Source organism: Candidatus Symbiopectobacterium sp., assembly GCF_020054415.1.
Classification (GTDB): Bacteria; Pseudomonadota; Gammaproteobacteria; order Enterobacterales; family Enterobacteriaceae; genus Symbiopectobacterium.
Map to the genome: position 1 here is coordinate 1 of NZ_JAHWCO010000049.1, position 2,732 is coordinate 2,732.

The following is a 2,732-nucleotide window of genomic DNA, read 5'->3' on the forward strand; positions in this document are numbered from 1 at the left end:
GAACATCAGCAGGGCAGGCTTGCTGAATGGGTTCGGGGGCAACTCGATAACAAACATTCAAATATTGTCGCCTGTGCTCTGGCAAACAAACTGGCGCGAATAGCCTGGTCAATCACAACTAATCACAATGAATATCAGGCATGATGTTATATAGAACTACATCAAGACACTGATTATTAATTAATTAAACAGCAGTTACCTATCTGGTTTTGCGAAGACTGATTATTGATGACATGAACGGCATATCGACCTGCTGAAAAACCTGACGACAAAAATGGCTCACTGAAGCCGAGTGCCTTTTCAGGTTCACTAGGCGCGGAACTCATCGAGGCGCGGGCATCTCGCCCATAGAGACGCCGGATAGATTGAAGCAAGCACACCATTAGTCAAAAATCAGTGTTGCAAAAATGGGGGTGACCATAGATTATTGACGCTGATTTTTGCCGTGTTCTTTATGTTACTGACGCGCCAGTGGCTAAGCCGACCGCTGGAAGACGTGGTGAAAGTGGCAGAACAGTTCTCTGCCGGGAACCTGCAAGCCACGTTAACCACGCAACACAATGATGAAGTGGGCCGCCTGATCGGTGCCATCAATGGCATAGGGCAAGGGTTGACGCGCATCGTCGCCCAGGTGCGCGCCTCCGCAGAAGAGATCAGCGCCAGTACCGATGCGCTGGCACAAGATAGCGAAAACATCAGCGAGCAAATCAGCCGTCAAGCCAGCAGCGTGGAAGAAATATCTGCCAGCATGGAGCAGATTTCCGCGATGGTGAGGCAAAACGCGGACAACGTTTCCAGCGTGCGCCAGTTGGCGGAAGAGAGCGCAAACGCCGCCCAGCACGGCAGCGAGCGCGTAAGCAACAGCGTCTCTACCATAAGCTGTACTAGCTCAGACCTGCCGCATTTCCCTGCCAGTATGCGGAGTGTTGAATAGCATGTTGACGTGATTCCTGCGCATATTTTTTCATCATTGATTGCGCTGCGGCCGTCTTGCGCCTGGGCGCAAAATGCGGAGGCGTTTCATTCAGATACTGTTTGACGTAGCTGATGTGGCTGAATTTCGCCAGCCGTCGGCGGGCTGCGCGTCCCAGCGGCGAAACGGTGTCTCTTTTTCCCCCAGCCCCAGCAATAGCATATCGATAACCATCTAGGTGTAGGCGGGTCCTCGTGTTTTAATGTCTTGCAGGGGAAAACGCAAAAATTCATCACTCAATATGGCAATGACTGAGACTTATCCGCCGCCGGTAATTTAGCGCGGTCATACATCAGGTTAAAACGAGAGATCGGTGAGGAAGAATGTTTGGTATTGCGCCGCGCTCTTATGGCGTGATCCGCATGCCTTTCCTTTGAGGACTGAAACTGACGCAAATAATCCGCCAACGCCGTATGCTCAACGTCTGAAAGCACCTCAACCTGCGAATATACCTCCGGGTTCACCTCAGCAAGCGCGCTGGCGTGTTCCACCGACTCGGACGCTAGCGGCAAAAGCGCCAACGCGCTATCGCGATATCCGGCGGGAGGTAAATAAGGTGAAAATGTTCCAACGTGGGCAGTGCTAGGATACAAATCGATAAGCGGCCTCTCAGGTTCATCCTGATATTGCGAGCGAAAAGTGGCGATCCCGGTAGCCCCTGCCCGACACGCCATTTCGCCCAATAGCAGAAGTCCTCCCAGTAGCACCGTTTTTTTAACGCGTGATGCTCCTGTATTTGCCTGCGTGTTACCAGGTTTGAATGCCTTGTTAGCGGTCTCTACACCGGATTCCAACGTCAGAGGGGAAACGGATACCGCACACAACGTATCTCGTAGCGGTTTACGTTCATCGTGACCCAGGTTTGATGGCGTTTTACACCGGGACGATGGCATCACAGAATACCTCGAGCCATCAGATGCGCGCGAAACTGGGGGTAACAACGTCATGGAAAGAGACCTTTCTAAAAGGGTTAAAAAAGACGAGTGAAAAAAGACGGGATAATAAATCAAATAATAAACAGCATGTTACAGAAAACATCCTTGTTATAATACACAATAAAACCGCTAAAGGGCAGAATAAAGCGTTTCATTTCTTGAGAATAAGAGCACAACCATCCACACTTGTCTCACGCCATAACCTCAAGGACATCATGATGAAGAGAACGTTTATCGCCCTTTTATTAGGTGCCGTTTCTGTTGGTGCGGTTGCGCAACAAGGGGGATTTGTCGCACCGGACAGCGCAGGCACTACGTCGGGCGGATTTAAAGGCCCGGTGCCCGGTTTGACCACCGTAGAACATGCTAAAACTCTCAGGGACGATGCCTGGGTGGTATTGGAAGGTCGTCTGGTGCGGCAGTTAGGACATGAACTGTACGAGTTTCGCGACAGCTCTGGCACCGTGAATGTTGATATCGATGACAAACGCTGGGCAGGGCAAACCGTCACGCCCAATGACAAAATACGTATCGAAGGCGAAGTAGATAACGACTGGAATAGCGTAGAGATCGACGTTAAATCAGTACATCGAGCCTGTACGCGAGATTGTGTAATTGCCTGATTTTGATATGTTCAATCCAACATCAAAAGCAGGTTACTTTATGGACGAAAAACGGTTACAGGCTCTGGCTAACGAGCTGGCCAAAAATCTCAAAACCCCTGACTATCTCAACCAGTTTGATCGCCTGCTGAAAAAGATCAGCGTTGAAGCTGCCCTTAATGCTGAAATGACCCATCACCTCGGGCATGAGAAGCACCAGTC

2 protein-coding genes and 3 pseudogenes are annotated in these 2,732 nt (G+C 50.4%); 4 read left to right on the plus strand and 1 reads right to left on the minus strand.

Annotated features, from left to right (window positions below; genetic code table 11):
- A pseudogene (locus tag QZ506_RS01680) lies at window positions 1-144 on the plus strand (IS110 family transposase); the annotation flags it as partial.
- A gap of 280 nt (window positions 145-424) precedes the next feature.
- Window positions 425-877 (plus strand): annotated as a pseudogene (locus QZ506_RS01685) (HAMP domain-containing protein); the annotation flags it as partial.
- A 332-nt stretch (window positions 878-1,209) separates the two neighbouring features.
- Here QZ506_RS01685 and QZ506_RS01690 read toward each other — a convergent pair.
- Window positions 1,210-1,866 (minus strand): hypothetical protein, encoded by a 657-nt coding sequence (locus QZ506_RS01690; RefSeq protein WP_291968605.1) that lies wholly within the window; start codon window positions 1,864-1,866, stop codon window positions 1,210-1,212.
- 260 nt (window positions 1,867-2,126) lie between these two features.
- Here QZ506_RS01690 and QZ506_RS01695 point away from each other — a divergent pair, with 260 nt between their 5' ends.
- Entirely contained in the window at window positions 2,127-2,531 is a 405-nt protein-coding gene (locus QZ506_RS01695) for a YgiW/YdeI family stress tolerance OB fold protein (RefSeq protein ID WP_291968606.1), read from the plus strand.
- A gap of 40 nt (window positions 2,532-2,571) precedes the next feature.
- Window positions 2,572-2,732, plus strand: a pseudogene (locus tag QZ506_RS01700) (IS256 family transposase); the annotation flags it as partial.